The sequence below is a fragment of the Pseudomonas sp. B21-021 genome (assembly GCF_024749205.1).
Taxonomy (GTDB): Bacteria; Pseudomonadota; Gammaproteobacteria; order Pseudomonadales; family Pseudomonadaceae; genus Aquipseudomonas; species Aquipseudomonas paraglycinae.
In genome coordinates this window covers 1,940,272-1,954,771 of record NZ_CP087192.1, presented here as the reverse complement: position 1 = coordinate 1,954,771, position 14,500 = coordinate 1,940,272, and the positions used below count along the sequence as shown (strand labels likewise).

Below are 14,500 nucleotides of genomic sequence, written 5' to 3'. Positions count from 1 at the left end.
GTACTGGCTGGCGGCAAGCAGCTTGGACAGGATCTCGCCGTTATGACTGATACCCAGACTTCACCCGACACCACCGCTGAAAAAGACGCACCGCCAGCGGTCGAGCTGCCATGGGCGGATGTCCACGTCGAGCACCACAAGATGCTCCGCCTGGCGCCGTTGCAGACCGACCGCAACACCGGCGGGCGGCCGCTGCGCTTCGTTGAATTCGGTTACGCCGAGCGCAACGGCAAAGAACACAGCCTGATGCGCATGGCGATCAAGTTGCCCGCTCAGCGCGTGCGTAAAGAACAGAATCATCTGGACGTGTGGGTCGACCACACGACCAAACGCGTGCATTTCGGCCCGGACAGCGGTTTGCAGATCGAACCGATGAATCGTGGCATCGGCCGTTTCATGGCTGCCCATGGCATCAACTGGGCGAAAAAACGCTGGCCCACCTACACCGTCGACGGCATGGACTTGAACAACAAGGACGCGCTGAACGAAGACACTCGCCTGCGCCGCGATCACTTTCTGCGGGTGCATGGCTTTGATGTGGTTTACGCCGACGCCCAGCATTTGAAGGGCAGCGTCAAGGAAGTGCAGGTCGGCGATTTGCTGGGCGACTGGAACAGCGAAAAGCTGCAGATCGTCGAAATTCTTGAAGCTGCGCAGATGTTGCAGCAGGCCGAGCAGAATCTGGCCGAGCAGGAAGTGAAGCTGAAGAAGCAGGAAGACAAGGTCAGCAAGTTCAAGCGCGAAGACGCCGGGTTGCGTTTCACCATTACTTGTCTGGTGGCGTTTGCGGTGTTTCAGGCCGGGTTGCTGATCTGGATTGCAACGCACCGCTGACTGATCTTTCCCACACTCCGCGTTTGACTCGGATGGGACGCAGAGCGTCCCGGGCTGCATTCCCACGCAGAGCGTGGGAACGATCAGAGCAATTTAGACGCGGGAAGCGAACAGTGCCTGATGGGCGCGGCACTGTTCGGCGGTCAGCATGAACACGCCGTGCCCGCCGCGCTCGAACTCCAGCCAGGCAAAATCGACTTCCGGGTACAGCGCCTCGACGTGCACCTGGCTGTTGCCCACCTCGACAATCAGCAAACCCTTCTCGGTCAGATGATCCGCCGCTTCGGCGAGCATCCGGCGTACCAGGTTCAAACCGTCATCGCCGCAGGCCAGGCCCAGTTCCGGCTCGTGCTGGTATTCGTCCGGCATGTCGGCGAAATCTTCCGCATCGACGTAGGGCGGGTTCGACACGATCAGGTCGAAACGTTGACCCGGCAGACCATCAAAACCATCGCCCTGCACGGTGAACACACGCTCATCGACGCCATGACGCTCGATGTTCTGGTTCGCCACTTCCAGCGCTTCGAACGACAGATCCGCCAGCACCACTTCGGCGTTCTGGAACTCGTAGGCGCAGGCGATGCCGATGCAGCCGGAGCCGGTGCACAGGTCGAGAATGCGCGCAGGTTCGTCGCCGATCCATGGGGCAAAACGGTTTTCGATCAGCTCGCCAATCGGCGAACGCGGGATCAGCACGCGCTCATCGACGATGAACGACATGCCGCAGAACCATGCCTCGCCCAGCAGGTAAGCGGTCGGAATGCGTTCTTCGATGCGACGCTTGAGCAGGCGCTGAAGATTGACCAGTTCGTCGTCTTCCAGCGCGCAATCCAGATAGCTGTCAGCGATTTCCCATGGCAGGTGCAAGGCACCGAGCACTAGCTGCCGGGCTTCGTCCCAGGCATTGTCGGTGCCATGGCCGAAAAACAGATCCTCCCCATGGAAGCGGCTGACGGCCCAACGGATGTGGTCGCGCAGGGTACGAAGTCGGGAAGTGATCACGGGGCAGAACTCCAGAAAAAACGACTGGCGATTCTAGCAGCCAAAACGCGCCGCGACGACGCAGGAAAGATTCCGGGGCGACGGTAGGACTCTTCCGATTTTCCCCTCGGCTATTGAACAGATCGTGTAACTTGACAAGGCTGCAGGCCAGCAACGACGGTGTCTACGATGGTAGCGATTCACAGAACCGCTCAGCCAGAGGACAATGTCGCAAAAGCCCCACCCGAAGGAGCCCCAGAATGTCCGTTCCAAAAACGATGTTTCAACTCAGCGGTCGCGGTTACGCAGCGGCCACGTTGAGCCATGCCACCGTGGTCATCATCGATGCCCAGAAAGAGTACCTCAGCGGCCCGCTGGCCCTGAGCGGCATGGACGCGGCTGTCGCGAACATCAAACAACTGGTTGCCGCCGCCCGCGCAGCCGGCCGGCCGATCGTGCACGTGCGTCACCTCGGCACCGTCGGCGGCCTGTTCGACCCGCAGGGCGAACGCGGCGAGTTCATCCCCGGCCTGGAACCCCAGGGCGATGAAACCATCATCGGCAAACTGCTGCCGAGCGCCTTTCACGGCACCGAACTCTACGATCGCCTGCAAACCATCGGCTCGCTGGACCTGATCGTCTGCGGTTTCATGAGTCACTCCAGCGTCAGCACCACCGTGCGCGCGGCGAAAAACCTGGGTTTCCGCTGCACCCTCGTCGAAGATGCCTGCGCCACCCGCGATCTGCCGTTCAAGGGCCGCGTGCTCAGCGCCGAACAGGTGCAGGAAGCGGAAATGGCGATCATGGCCGACAACTTCGCCACCCTCGCGCTGACCCAGGATCTGATCTGATCGAACGTAAATGAGCGGCTCAGCCCGCCGCTCATCTGCAAAAACCTCGCATTTGCTTCAATTACCCTAGCCTCAGGAACAACCCGGTCAACTCCCGGTCGAAGGGCCGATACCCATTGAGGAAGGTCGGAATGAAGTTATCCGATGGATTTGACGCACGCCGCTTGCGGCCCAAAGGCCAAAGCAACTGGCGATTTCGATTCGGCGCGGCGATCGCGGCCATACTGGCGACGTTCGGCGTGCTGCTGGCGATGGCCGGGGCCGCCAGCCTGCTGGGGCGCCCGCCGGCGCTCGGCGATCTGAATGCAACACCGCTTGGCTCGGCAATCATTCTCGCAGTCGGCCTGCTGTTCCTGTATTTCGGCGTGGCCCTGTGGCGTCGTTGCCGGCGTCGCGCACGGCAATCGCGGGAATTGAACATGTCCCCGCACCTGATGAAAAAACACGATTGATCAACGGCCTGGCTTTTTGCCGGGCCGTTTTGTGTCTGTTTGGGTAAACTGGCCGCCCTTCGCGGAGGCTGACATGCAAGACGACGATTTTTCCCTGTTCAAAAGTGCGATCCAAGGCGTCAAGCCGATCAAGCACGACCGCGCCGACACCGGCAAACCCAAGGCAGACCGCGCACAAATTGCCAAGCTGCGCCAGTCCGCCACCGTGCGCACCGACACCACTACCGTTGACGGCCTGTCCGATCAGTTCGTGATCGACGTCGGTCCCGAAGACGAGTTGATGTGGGCCCGCGACGGCGTGCAGGAAAGCCAGATGCGCAAGCTCAAGGTCGGGCAGATCCCGTTCGAAGGCAGCCTCGACCTGCACGGCATGAGCGTCGAAAAGGCCCGCGAAACTCTTTGGGCGTTTCTCGCCGAAGCCACCAAATTCGAAATCCGCTGCGTGCGCGTCACCCACGGCAAGGCCGTGCGTCTGGACGGCAAGCGGCCGATGATCAAAAGCCACGTCAACACCTGGCTGCGCCAGCATGCGCAAGTGCTCGGTTTCTGCTCGTGCCAGGCGAAACATGGCGGCGCCGGCGCCGTGTATGTGATGCTCAAACGCACCATGATGGAAGGCCGCGACGAATAAACCCGTCACACCGAACTTGCAGGGTCGTGTCCGCCACCGTACCCTTGCCCTTTGCGAAAATCCCCACAGGTAGTTTCATGTCCCTGGAACAGAATTACACCGCGATTCTCGGCCAACTGGGCGAGGACGTCTCCCGCGAGGGCCTGCTCGACACGCCAAAGCGTGCCGCCAAAGCCATGCAGTACCTCTGCCGCGGTTATGAACAGACGCTCGAAGAGGTCACCAATGGTGCCCTGTTCAGCTCCGACAACAGCGAAATGGTGCTGGTCAAGGACATCGAGCTGTACTCGTTGTGCGAACACCACCTGCTGCCGTTCATCGGCAAGGCCCACGTCGCGTATATCCCGAGCGGCAAAGTGCTGGGCCTGTCGAAGGTCGCGCGGATCGTCGACATGTACGCCCGCCGCCTGCAGATCCAGGAAAACCTCAGCCGCCAGATCGCCGATGCGGTCCAGCAGGTCACCGGCGCGCTGGGCGTGGCCGTGGTGATCGAGGCCAAGCACATGTGCATGATGATGCGCGGTGTGGAGAAACAGAATTCGTCGATGATCACTTCGGTGATGCTCGGTGAGTTCCGTGAAAACGCGGCGACCCGCAGCGAGTTTCTCAGCCTGATCAAGTAATGCGTGACAGAAAAAAACCGGCGTTGATCGCCGGTTTTTTTTCGTCCGTGAAAAATCGGGTAAGCTGCGCGCCTTCTTCAATGTCCCAGTGAGGCTTGTAACGTGTTCGTCAAAGCGCTTCGTGTCGGCCTCGGCCAACTGATCATCTTCGTTGATTTCCTGACCCGCCCGGGCAAGAAACAGCGCCCCGCCGCTGCCCAGGCTCAGGTTGACGCCGCCGCGAAGGACCTGACCCTGTATCAGTTCCACGCCTGCCCGTTCTGCGTGAAGACCCGCCGCAGCCTGCGTCGCCTGAATGTTCCGGTGGCCCTGAAGGACGCGAAAAACAACGAGCAGGATCGTCAGACCCTGCTGGAACAGGGTGGCAAGATCAAGGTGCCGTGCCTGCGCATCGAAGAGAACGGCCAGACCACCTGGATGTACGAGTCCAACACGATCATCGAGTATCTGAACAAGCGGTTCGCCGCAGTCTGATCCAAAAAAAACCGGCCTGATGGCCGGTTTTTTATGCCGCCTGCGCGGCCTGAGCCTGGCGCACCACCGCCGCCAGACGTTTGAGCCCTTCGTCCAGTCGGGCCGGGTCGATGTGACTGAAGTTCAGACGCAGATGCCCGGGATTGCGATCCGGCTCGGGGAAGAACGGTTCACCCGGCATGAACGCCACATCGTTGGCCAGCGCGGTGTTCAGCAAGGTGCGGGTGTCCAGCGGTTGCTTCAGGGTCAGCCAGAAAAACAGCCCGCCCTGCGGCGTGTTCCAGTCCGCCAGATCGCCGAAGTGAGTTTCCAGCGCTGCTTGAAAGGCATCGCGGCGCTGACGATAGAAGCCACGCAATTCACTCAAGTGCTGCTGATATTTCTCACTGCCGATCCATTGCAATGCTTGCCACTGGCCGATGCGATTGGTGTGCAGATCCGCTGACTGCTTGAGTTTGAGCAGATGCGGAAACAGATCCGGGCTGGCGATCAGGTAGCCGACACGCAGGCCTGGCAGCAGGGTTTTCGACACGGTGCCGGTGTAGATCCAGCTGGATTTCTTCAGGCGTCCGGCAATTGGCTGGGCGCTGCCGCCGTCGAAGGTCAGCTCGCGATAGGGTTCGTCTTCGATCAGGGTCACGCCGAATTCGTCGAGCAATGCCGCAACGGCTTCGCGCTTGGCTTCGCTATAGCGCACGGCGGAGGGGTTCTGGAAGGTCGGGATTAAATAGATGAACGCCGGGTGGTGCTGTTCCAGACGCTGACGCAATTGCGCAAGGTTCGGGCCGTCAGCCTCCAGCGGTACGGTCAGGCAATCGGCGCCGAACAGCTGGAAAATCTGTAAGGCCGCCAGATAGGTCGGTGCTTCAAGCAGGATTTCGGTGCCCTTGTCGATGTACAGCTTGGCCGCCAGATCGAGGGTTTGCTGGGAGCCACTGACCACCAGCACCTGACTCGCCTCACACGGCAAACCCAACGCCCTCGCCTCTGCCGCCAGCGCTTCGCGCAGTGCTGGCTCGCCTTCACTCATGCCGTACTGGCCGAGAGACAGCGGCATGTCGGCCCACTCGACCTTCGGCAGCATCGCTTCGGCCGGTAAGCCACCGGCGAATGACATGACCTCCGGGCGCTGGGCCGCAGCAAGGATTTCACGGATCAGAGAACTTTTGAGGCGCGAGACACGTTCGGAAAAAGCCATGGAAGTCACCGCTAGCGAGGCATGGGAAAAATGAGTCAAACTTGTTGACTGAAATTACGACACCCTCTCTGGAAACGTCAATATGCTTGACCTTAAAAACTGCGCCAGCCAGCAACAAGCCATGGAAGCATTTTTCTTCGGTTACCAGGCGTTCACCGCCAAGGCCGATGAAATGCTCGAGCGTCGCGGCTTGTCCCGAGTGCATCAACGCATCGTGTTTTTCATTGCCCGTTATCCGAATCTGAGCGTCAAGGAATTGCTCGCGCTGCTCGGAGTGAGCAAGCAAGCGCTGAACATGCCGTTGCGGCAATTGCAGGAAATGCATCTGGTGGACAGCGTGGCGTCCGAGACCGACAAGCGTAAACGCCTGCTGGAGCTGACCGCTGAAGGCGCGAAATTTGAACAGGCATTGCGCCGCGAGCAGGTGAAATTGCTTGAGCGCGTCTTTGCCGAAGCGGGCGAAACGGCGGTCAACGGCTGGCTGGCGGTGAATCTGGCACTGGGAACACATCGTCCGAACGAGTGATATAGCTTGATCGCCAGTATTTTCGTCTACAAAACCAAAAACAATATTTGCTTTATTTGTACACAAAAGCATAATCCACATCGTGCGAGTTCCTGACCGCATGGTCAACAAATTCGCGTATGCCTCAAAGGGCCGCTGCCACCCCTCATGGGTCCGGTCCTGGAAATAACAATAAAACTCTTGAGGAGTACTCGCTGTGGAAAGCCGCAAATCCGAAGCATCGACGCTGGAACTCTCGCCGCCGTTACGCAATGGCCTGCTGGAGCGCATCTTTAAACTCAGCTTGCATGGCACCACGGTGAAGACCGAGCTGATTGCCGGTCTGACAACCTTCATCACCATGGCCTACATCATTTTCGTCAACCCGAACATCATGGCCGATGCCGGGATTGACCACGGTGCAGCCTTCGTCGCCACCTGTATCGCCGCCGCGCTGGGCTGCCTGCTGATGGGCCTCTACGCCAACTGGCCGGTAGGCCTGGCGCCGGGCATGGGCCTCAACGCGTTCTTCACCTACACCGTGGTCGGCACCATGGGCTACAACTGGGAAACCGCGCTCGGTGCGGTGTTCGTCTCGGGCGTGCTGTTCATGATCCTGACCTTTTCGCGGATTCGCGAATGGCTGCTCAACAGCATTCCGGTCAGTCTGCGCTATGCGATGGGCGCCGGTGTAGGTCTGTTCCTCGGGCTGATCGGCCTGAAAACCGCCGGCATCGTCGTCGATAGCCCGGCCACCCTGATCAAACTCGGCTCGCTGCGTGAACCCGGCCCACTGCTCGCCGCCATTTGCTTCCTGATGATCGCGATCCTCAGCTACCACAAAGTGTTCGGCGCGATCCTCATCAGCATCATCACCGTGACCCTGGCCGGCTGGGGGATTGGTCTGGTGCACTACGAGGGCATCATGTCCGCCCCGCCAAGCCTGGCACCGACCTTTATGGCCATGAACGTCGCCGGCGTATTCAACGTCAGCATGATCAGCGTGGTGCTTGCCTTCCTCTTCGTACACATGTTCGACACCGCCGGCACCCTGATGGGCGTCGCCCAGCGCGCCAACCTGGTGAACGCTGACGGGCGCATCGAAAACCTCTCCCGCGCCATGAAAGCCGACTCCGCCTCCAGCGTTTTCGGAGCGGTCGTCGGTGTTCCGCCGGTCACCAGTTACGTGGAAAGTGCCGCCGGTGTAGCGGCTGGTGGTCGGACTGGTCTTACCGCAGTCACCGTGGGTGTGCTATTTATAGCCGCGATGTTCTTTGCACCGCTGGCCGGCATGATTCCCGCCTATGCCACCGCCGGCGCGCTGATTTACGTAGCGATGCTGATGATGGGCGGCATGGCGCACATCGAATGGGACGAAGCGACCGACAGCATTCCGGCGATCGTCACCGCGATCATGATGCCGCTGACCTTCTCGGTCGCCGACGGTATCGCGCTGGGCTTCATTACCTATGTCGCGTTGAAGGCCGGCACCGGTAAATACAAAGAGATCTCCGTCAGCCTGTGGGTGCTCTGCGCGATCTTCATCGCCAAGTTCATCTTCCTGTAAGCGCTACGCGGTTCACGCTTCAAAACAGCCTCACCCCACCGGGTGGGGCTTTTGCACATTCTTGATAACGATAAAAAGGAGCAAGTGATGAGTCTGGAAACCTGGCTGCTGTTCAGCGGCGCTGCGCTGGTGGTGATCCTGATTCCGGGGCCACTGTCGTTGCTGATGATCAGCAACAGTCTGAATTACGGTCTGCGTCGTTCGTACCCGGCGTTTCTCGGTGGCGTGTTCGCCTCGATCTGCCTGCTCAGTGCCTCGGCGCTGGGGCTGGGCGCCTTGCTGCTGGCGTCCGAAAAACTGTTCAGCGCCCTGAAGATCGTCGGCGCGATCTACCTGTTCTACCTCGCCTGGCAGAGCTGGCAGCAATCGCGCCAGCCGTCGGTGGGTGCCGAAGTACCTCAGGCTGCACCGGTTCCGAAATTCCGTGCATTGTTCAGCCGGGCCTTCGTGCTGGGCGCAAGCAATCCGAAAGACATTTTGTTTTTCGCCGCGTTTCTGCCGCAGTTCCTCAGCGCCGAACAACCGTTCCTGCCGCAACTGCTGGTGATGATCGCCACCTGGACGCTGCTCGATCTGCTGTGCAAATTGACCTACGGCCTCGGTGCCCATGGTGCAGCGCGTTACCTGCGCAGCGGCAAGGGTCAGAGCTGGTTCAACCGCATCAGCGCCGGATTGTTCGGCGGTGCCGGTGCCGCATCGCTGCTCAGCGGGCACTGATTCCTCGCAGACAATCTTCTGAGCTTCACAAATTTCAAAGCTGGCTGCCAGTTTCGACACTTGATTCATGCATCGAAACTGGCAGCAACTTCCGTTTCCAAAACGCAACACACCGCAACACCCCGCCGATGTACATCGTTTGAACCCTCTTCCTAAGATGACGCCACAGCGCAACCTCATCTTCAGAACAAGGATGTTCAAATGGCTACCCTTATCCTCCCGTCATCGATCGAACATAACGACGTAGACATTGCCGACATGCAACTTGTCGGCAATGAACGGCAACCGTCAACGATCGACTATGACGACAACAATTCCCTCCAGACCCCGCCCGCGCTCAAACGCAAAAGAGCGCAACTGAAAACGGTAGACCAGGTATTCGGCCCACTGCAGATAGGCGGATATTCAATCACCCGTAGAGCCCTGGATACATTGGGCGCGACCATTGACGGGCAACCCCTGAACGGCAAGAACACGTTTTTCCGCACGCCCGGAAAGCGTTTCATCAATGCGTTGCAGTTTGATCCAGCCGTCATTGAAGCGCGGATGAAAACGACGACCGGGGCGGATGATTATCTGCTTCCCAGCCTGCTCTTCGAACTTGCCAGCCAACGCCCCCTGACGGCGCCGCCGTTGTTGCATGACTCATTCGATTCCCCGAGCGATCCAGGTACTTATCCGGGCAAGCTGAAACAACTTCTGAACGCAGCGCAAAAACTCGACATCCGCCATGCCCATATTCAGGAGCCACTCCCGAACTGGGTCAAACGCTCAACCAGCCGCACCATGGCCAGCACGGGTATCGGACTTCAGGCGTTCGGGATCTACAGTGGTCTGCGCGGTCTGCAAGATGCAATCAGAGACAAGGATTCATATGGCATCGTGTTCAACAGTTCGGCGTTCAGCGCTGACGTTGCTTCGATAGCGATCGATCTCGCGGTAGCCCGCAAAGCCACGCAAATGCTCAAGGCCAGCGAGAGTGCCTTCAAGGGTTTTGCCAAAACCAGTTTCGCCCTGAAACTGGGGCGCGGCGGCGGCTTGATCGGCGGCGCCCTGACGCTGCCCTTCGATATCATTTCTGCGGTGGATGGTTTCAAGGCGGCAGCCCGGACAACCGGCAAAGAATCCATCAATCACTATGTGAATGCCGGGTTGAGTGTCACCAGCGCGGCCATGACCGTGCTGCTCGGTGCAGCGGCACTGGCCGGATTCTCCTCGGCGGGCCCGATCGGGCTGGTCGCCGGCTTACTGCTGGTCGCAGGATCCCGAGTCTGGGCGGCGATCAATGTGGTCGATGACATTGACGACTACATCACGTTGACCACCGAAGAGCGTCTGCGTACCGGCTGGTTTGCGTTCTGGGGTATCAGCCCGGATGAAAGCATTGAAGATCGCCACCTTATCGCCAGGTCGGCCGCCCGACACTCACAACAACTGCGCGCCACTGCCCGAAAGTTGCTGGACGAGACACTAAAAGACCAGGCCGAAGCCATCGTCAATGGCAGTTTCCAGGTGGATGTCGAACCCATCCAGGTCGCGACTTATGAGTGGACAGCACAAAACCCGAAGTACAAAACCATCAAGCGTCCCCGCATCAACGATCACAACGACACCATCGATGCACGCGCAGGCGTTACCAAAGACACTCCCGGAGCAGTGCTTGGAACTTCTGCCGACGACAAGGACATCCTGTGGTTTATCGGCGGCGGTAACGACACTATTCAAGGGGTGAAAAAAAAACCAAACGGCTTCTATTACGCTGCCGGCCATAAATCCCTGAACGGTGGCGAGAAAGCCGACGAGTTCATCTTCGAGGGCGCTGCCGACCTGCTGAAAACCGGCACCCAAGAAACACTGATTTCCGAACTGCAAGGTGATGCAGGTAACGACACGCTGAAACTGGCGGGACACTTCCCGGAAACCAACGAAGATCGTTACGGATTCCGAGTGGACTTGCATAAGGGCGAGATGTCGCTACTGGTCAAGCCGCCCACTCCAAAAGAGCAGGCCTACAGGCTGCACAGTCATCTGCAAAGTATCGAAAACGTCGAGACGCTGGCCGGTGCAACCAATGAAGTCATCGGTAGTGACGGTCCGAACATCATAAAGTCCCGTGGTCGCGACGAGATTGATGCAGGCCCCGGCGAGGACCAGATTTATTTGCTCAGCCATTACGTATCGGCCAATGGCGGCAAAGGCAAGGATGCCTACGCTATCGCTCATGTCCCCGGCGCAGCATCGATTATTGAAGACGGCGCAGAGGAAAGCATCATTGCACTGGACTGGCGATCGGACCTGATCGAAAGCTGGAAGATCGAAAACCGGGAGTTGGTCATCACATCAGGATTCGAATTCGACGACGTCAGCAAGAAAGTGGTCAGGATCAAGAATGTCTACCAGCGAACCGGGGACAAACTAGCGCTACAGAATGGAAAACTGACCTTCATCACCAAAGACGGATTTCATCTCGTGCCAGAACTTCCAGCCAGCATCGAAACGCCGCAAGCGGTCGATGTGGAAGTGGTGATCCTGCGACAGGGAATCCGACAGCTTCCGGTCATCGTGTTTGATACGAAGTGCACCGTCCCCAACGACAGGAGTTCGAGCTACTGGCTGTCACGCAACAATATCCAGACGGTTTTCCAGGTAACAGCGACCGGTAATACAAGGGTCACTACGCTGCACATTGATTGCGCCAGCACAGAACTGACGCGCGTCGAGGCTTATTACAACGCCGACCTCATACGCGGCACTCACTTCAACTACATCATGTACAAGGAATGCGGGATGACCCTGCATTTCGGCAGCAAACAGCTAGCGATCAAAAATCTTGCCTCTTCGACCATGTCCGGCATGCGCGATCTCAAGCCCCGGTTGAAGGCCCCCGAACTGGCAACACATCACTCGTTCATTCTGGTCATGAACGACGGCGCGTCTTATCGGCTTGTTCAGCCCGCCGTCACCGACAGTCATTTTTGGAACGACACGTTTGAAATAAGCGGTCCGATGCATTGGACCAGCAACGTGCCTCTGCCACTTTCCCCCAGAGCGGGAACGCATCAATACCTGCAACCGCTCGACAACCAGGCACATGCGCTAGGTAGCCGGGAGAAGTGCGTCATGCTCAAACCCGCTGCGTACCAGACTGCCGTGGAAAGCCTCACCGGTGAGGGCTCGAAGTACCTCGTCCACCTCACCCCCGGCATGTCATTGCGCATTTCCACACCCGGCGCACTGGCGACCGCGAGCCAGCAACTGGCATTTTCCTCGACGTGGGAATTCGACGCCTCCAGCCTGGGCACGGTCGAGATCACGCTCGTCGACAACCGGTTACAGATCGGACAGACGATCATTTACCTGCCGCAATACCAGAACACGGGCGACCTGATCGACCAGATTCGCGTCATCACCGCGCAAGGCATTGTCTGGGCGGTCGACCTGATCTTCGAAGCGGTTTATATCGAAGCGATCGATGCACGGTTTCTCGTACCGCCAACCGACCTCTCCACCCCGTTGCCTATCGAACTGAAGCAATATCCGGAAGACGACATACTTGTGCGCAACATGGCCATGAAAGATGGCAGCCTCGGTGCCCTGCGATATCACCTGGCGCAACGTCAATGGATACTCGACGCGGACAAGTCCCGCGAAATTGATCGCCTGGATCTACAGACGACCAACCACTGCACCCACCAACTGAAACTGTTCGAAGAAGTGGCACAGATCGGCCTCGCTTACACTCCCCCGCTGGGCGACCACGCCTTGAAACTCCTGCGCGAACATTGCGTCAGGTTGATGGGCGATCTCTCGCTGGACTACCCGGAGAAACTGAAAAAGGCGAAACACTTCGCCTGGCTTTTATCCGGACAAACGCACTACAACTGATTCCCTCGGGAGCAACGGACTCAGCTGGAAACGCTTTGCATCAGTCGCTTGCACCGATTGATCTATGTACCGCACGCCAGAAGTGCGCTTTGACGATCATTCAGCCCCCTTTAGCCAGCATCACTCCATGGCTTTACACAGCTGAATCAGTCGTACATCGGAGCACTTCAAATGGCCAAGCCACCCAAGCAGATTCCTCCAGCGGGTTCGTCGCCTCCCAGGCCTTCAACAGACACGCCTCACGTCAACCTCGATAACGTTTCGAACATTCGCCCCGGCATGCATCTGCCCACCGGCGAGCCGACTCTGACCGGACACTCTTCGCCGCGCACGACGGAACATGACGCAGGCAACCGACAGCCCTCGGTCGAAGTCAGCGAGATGCTGCCCCGCCAGCCGCCACACGCGTCAGGCATTGCACCTGAAGCCTCGCCAAGGCCGACATCACCCGTATTCATTCCTGCACATCTGGCCCTCAGGCTGACCCCGGCAGCCGCGTCCTCGCAAGGCATCCGCCGTGACGGCCGGGAGCGAACCTATGTGGACATGCGCGAAGGCACCGCCATGGTTCATCAGCACCCTGACGGACGCTTTCAACTGACCTCGGCCAGCGAACTGACGCCCTCCGGTTTTCTGGTCGAGCGGATCCGGGGCACGAATCTGTGGCAAAAACGACAAGCAATCACGGCACGCCGCCCACATGTCGACGAGCCGGACACGCAGGCCGATCCGGGCAAGCGTCCGCGACTGGATGAAGATGACGCGTCGACCGATCCAGACCCACTCGCCGACAAGCCTTCGACCATTGCCCAGCCTCTGGATCTGTCCAACAAGCCATGGCGAAATTGGGGCCAGCCGACAAAGCCCACCGGCGGTCAATCGGTTGAAATAGACGGGCTGCACTACCCGATCGTGCCGCAGATCGTTCGCTCCAACACATCGATCGTCTGCATCAAGCACCCGCGTTTCAACCCCGAGCGCTTTGATGCCTTCGAACAGATGCTCGTGGACGATCGCACACTGCAACCGCGCTGGGCAGCTCGCGGCCCGGACAATCAGTGGCGCTTTACAGACCATCAACTGCCATTCGAAAAGCCGCTGACGCAATATGTTGCCGATGCCTTCGAGTGCTTGTCCGGGCAGTCTGCCAGGGCCGTGGCCAAGGCCATGTTCAGAGAGTCCCGCGGCGCCGAAGTGATCAACGGCGAAGGGTTGCAGGCGCTGAGCCAGACCTTCCGTCACTGGCAAGACAGGGCCATCCCCGCCCCCCGACACCTTGCAGATCCACTGCTGTTGCTGCCGGTCCAGCCCATCATCTCTGACGGCACTTTCGGGGGAAGAATCGTGCTGCCCCCGACAACCGGGCCGAGCCTGCAGCGAGTCGATTTTGATCCGCAGAAATTCTCGCAGCAATGGAGTGAATATACAGCTGCACCGGGGGCTGCGAGCTTGCAAAAGCTCTTCCACAACATCCTGGTCAAGAGTGGATACACCGTCAGTTCGCCAGATCCCTTGCTGCTGGAACACTCGCTGGTTTTTCATCGGGAAGGACTGGATTCGCTTTTCGTATTGAAGCTCCCGTTGGTCTCCCCGGGCTTCATCCCTCGCTATACCAGGCCGGGTTCCGAACTGACCAGTTCGGCAGCGCGGATGACACTCGATGAAACCGGACAACAAAGGCTGAACGCTCTGCTGGCACAAGACAAAGTCAATTATCTGGTGGGCGGCATTCAACATCCGAGCCCGGACCAACCCACCCTCTTCATTCTTCGCGAAGGCTGA

Annotated in this window: 13 protein-coding genes; 11 read left to right on the top strand and 2 right to left on the bottom strand. The window is 58.9% G+C overall.

The window, feature by feature from the left end:
- Window positions 1-42 precede the first annotated feature (42 nt).
- On the top strand, window positions 43-834 hold the full coding sequence (locus LOY31_RS08825; RefSeq protein ID WP_258713114.1) for a hypothetical protein: 792 nt from the start codon (window positions 43-45) through the stop codon (window positions 832-834).
- A gap of 93 nt (window positions 835-927) precedes the next feature.
- Here the strand turns inward: LOY31_RS08825 and prmB are convergent, their stop codons facing one another.
- Window positions 928-1,836: a 50S ribosomal protein L3 N(5)-glutamine methyltransferase gene (prmB, locus tag LOY31_RS08820; RefSeq protein ID WP_007960007.1), complete on the bottom strand. Its 909-nt coding sequence runs from the start codon at window positions 1,834-1,836 to the stop codon at window positions 928-930.
- 239 nt (window positions 1,837-2,075) lie between these two features.
- Here prmB and LOY31_RS08815 point away from each other — a divergent pair, with 239 nt between their 5' ends.
- The 5 genes from LOY31_RS08815 to LOY31_RS08795 all read left to right on the top strand — a co-directional run bounded on the left by LOY31_RS08815 (window position 2,076) and on the right by LOY31_RS08795 (window position 4,846).
- Window positions 2,076-2,666 carry a cysteine hydrolase family protein gene (locus LOY31_RS08815; RefSeq protein ID WP_011333204.1) on the top strand — a complete coding sequence of 197 codons (591 nt, stop codon included), beginning with the start codon at window positions 2,076-2,078 and terminating at the stop codon, window positions 2,664-2,666.
- A gap of 131 nt (window positions 2,667-2,797) precedes the next feature.
- Window positions 2,798-3,118 carry a hypothetical protein gene (locus LOY31_RS08810; RefSeq protein WP_007960009.1) on the top strand — a complete coding sequence of 107 codons (321 nt, stop codon included), beginning with the start codon at window positions 2,798-2,800 and terminating at the stop codon, window positions 3,116-3,118.
- A gap of 73 nt (window positions 3,119-3,191) precedes the next feature.
- A complete protein-coding gene (locus tag LOY31_RS08805) occupies window positions 3,192-3,749 on the top strand; it encodes a Smr/MutS family protein (RefSeq protein ID WP_085690493.1) in 558 nt (185 codons plus the stop codon).
- A 77-nt stretch (window positions 3,750-3,826) separates the two neighbouring features.
- Window positions 3,827-4,372, top strand: a complete 546-nt coding sequence (folE, locus tag LOY31_RS08800; protein WP_003204506.1) for a GTP cyclohydrolase I FolE — start codon at window positions 3,827-3,829, stop codon at window positions 4,370-4,372.
- Between the two features lie 102 nt (window positions 4,373-4,474).
- Window positions 4,475-4,846: a glutathione S-transferase N-terminal domain-containing protein gene (locus LOY31_RS08795; protein WP_007960011.1), complete on the top strand. Its 372-nt coding sequence runs from the start codon at window positions 4,475-4,477 to the stop codon at window positions 4,844-4,846.
- 31 nt (window positions 4,847-4,877) lie between these two features.
- Here LOY31_RS08795 and LOY31_RS08790 read toward each other — a convergent pair whose 3' ends face one another.
- Window positions 4,878-6,044, bottom strand: a complete 1,167-nt coding sequence (locus tag LOY31_RS08790; RefSeq protein ID WP_221532955.1) for a PLP-dependent aminotransferase family protein — start codon at window positions 6,042-6,044, stop codon at window positions 4,878-4,880.
- 82 nt (window positions 6,045-6,126) lie between these two features.
- Here LOY31_RS08790 and LOY31_RS08785 point away from each other — a divergent pair, with 82 nt between their 5' ends.
- The 5 genes from LOY31_RS08785 (at window position 6,127) to LOY31_RS08765 (ending at window position 14,500) form a co-directional block, all read left to right on the top strand.
- A complete protein-coding gene (locus LOY31_RS08785; RefSeq protein ID WP_258713113.1) occupies window positions 6,127-6,570 on the top strand; it encodes a MarR family winged helix-turn-helix transcriptional regulator in 444 nt (147 codons plus the stop codon).
- A gap of 196 nt (window positions 6,571-6,766) precedes the next feature.
- Window positions 6,767-8,116, top strand: a complete 1,350-nt coding sequence (locus LOY31_RS08780; protein ID WP_007960018.1) for an NCS2 family permease — start codon at window positions 6,767-6,769, stop codon at window positions 8,114-8,116.
- 87 nt (window positions 8,117-8,203) lie between these two features.
- Window positions 8,204-8,833 (top strand): LysE family translocator, encoded by a 630-nt coding sequence (locus LOY31_RS08775; RefSeq protein ID WP_007960020.1) that lies wholly within the window; start codon window positions 8,204-8,206, stop codon window positions 8,831-8,833.
- A gap of 201 nt (window positions 8,834-9,034) precedes the next feature.
- A complete protein-coding gene (locus LOY31_RS08770) occupies window positions 9,035-12,718 on the top strand; it encodes a calcium-binding protein (protein ID WP_258713112.1) in 3,684 nt (1,227 codons plus the stop codon).
- 171 nt (window positions 12,719-12,889) lie between these two features.
- Window positions 12,890-14,500, top strand: a complete 1,611-nt coding sequence (locus tag LOY31_RS08765) for a hypothetical protein (RefSeq protein ID WP_221532952.1) — start codon at window positions 12,890-12,892, stop codon at window positions 14,498-14,500.

Bases quoted from the DNA above. Each gene is read 5' to 3' on its own strand.
- LOY31_RS08825 (WP_258713114.1), top strand. From the start codon at position 43: ATGACTGATACCCAGACTTCACCCGACACCACCGCTGAAAAAGACGCA.
- LOY31_RS08815 (WP_011333204.1), top strand. From the start codon at position 2,076: ATGTCCGTTCCAAAAACGATGTTTCAACTCAGCGGTCGCGGTTACGCA.
- LOY31_RS08810 (WP_007960009.1), top strand. From the start codon at position 2,798: ATGAAGTTATCCGATGGATTTGACGCACGCCGCTTGCGGCCCAAAGGC.
- LOY31_RS08805 (WP_085690493.1), top strand. From the start codon at position 3,192: ATGCAAGACGACGATTTTTCCCTGTTCAAAAGTGCGATCCAAGGCGTC.
- folE (WP_003204506.1), top strand. From the start codon at position 3,827: ATGTCCCTGGAACAGAATTACACCGCGATTCTCGGCCAACTGGGCGAG.
- LOY31_RS08790 (WP_221532955.1), bottom strand. From the start codon at position 6,044: ATGGCTTTTTCCGAACGTGTCTCGCGCCTCAAAAGTTCTCTGATCCGT.
- LOY31_RS08785 (WP_258713113.1), top strand. From the start codon at position 6,127: ATGCTTGACCTTAAAAACTGCGCCAGCCAGCAACAAGCCATGGAAGCA.
- LOY31_RS08775 (WP_007960020.1), top strand. From the start codon at position 8,204: ATGAGTCTGGAAACCTGGCTGCTGTTCAGCGGCGCTGCGCTGGTGGTG.
- LOY31_RS08770 (WP_258713112.1), top strand. From the start codon at position 9,035: ATGGCTACCCTTATCCTCCCGTCATCGATCGAACATAACGACGTAGAC.
- LOY31_RS08765 (WP_221532952.1), top strand. From the start codon at position 12,890: ATGGCCAAGCCACCCAAGCAGATTCCTCCAGCGGGTTCGTCGCCTCCC.